Below are 527 nucleotides of genomic sequence, written 5' to 3' on the forward strand. Positions count from 1 at the left end.
ACAATCCGCTATCACATCACGGGTATGGACTGCGCGTCCTGCGCCGCGAAGATCGAGGGCGCGGCCCGCAAGGTTGAAGGCGTGGGCGAGGTGAAGGTGTCGATTGCCTCGCAGATCATGACGCTCAATGTCGATGATCCGCAGGCGCGGCTTCCTGCTATTGAGCAGGCGGTGACAAGCCTGGGTTATCAGCTAGCCCGCATAGGCCAGCCCAAGACGGCCGGGGCGGAAACCGATGAGGATGACGACAAGATCCCTGATCTGTCGCACGTCACCCCAGCCTACAAGCGCGCACTCTGGATCGTCGTCATACTCAATGTCGGCTATGGCGTGATCGAGATTTTCGGCAGCTTTCTGTCGGGTTCGCAGGCGCTACAGGCGGACGCGCTCGATTTCGTGGGCGATGGCCTGATTTCCTTCCTCGGCCTCATTGCGGTGGGCTGGGGCCTCGCGGCCCGCGCCAAGGCGGCGCTGCTGCAAGGCGTGTTTCTGGGCCTGCTCGGCCTTGGCGTGATCGGCTCGACGCT

General features: G+C 63.0%; 1 protein-coding gene. It reads left to right on the forward strand.

Going from position 1 to position 527, the window contains the following annotated elements:
- Nucleotides 1-3: 3 nt before the first annotated feature.
- Nucleotides 4-527 (forward strand): cation transporter (locus CK944_RS22570; protein WP_239986226.1); only part of this gene is annotated, 524 nt, incomplete at its 3' end.

Source organism: Paracoccus sp. SY (assembly GCF_002901215.1).
Classification (GTDB): domain Bacteria; phylum Pseudomonadota; class Alphaproteobacteria; order Rhodobacterales; family Rhodobacteraceae; genus Paracoccus; species Paracoccus acridae.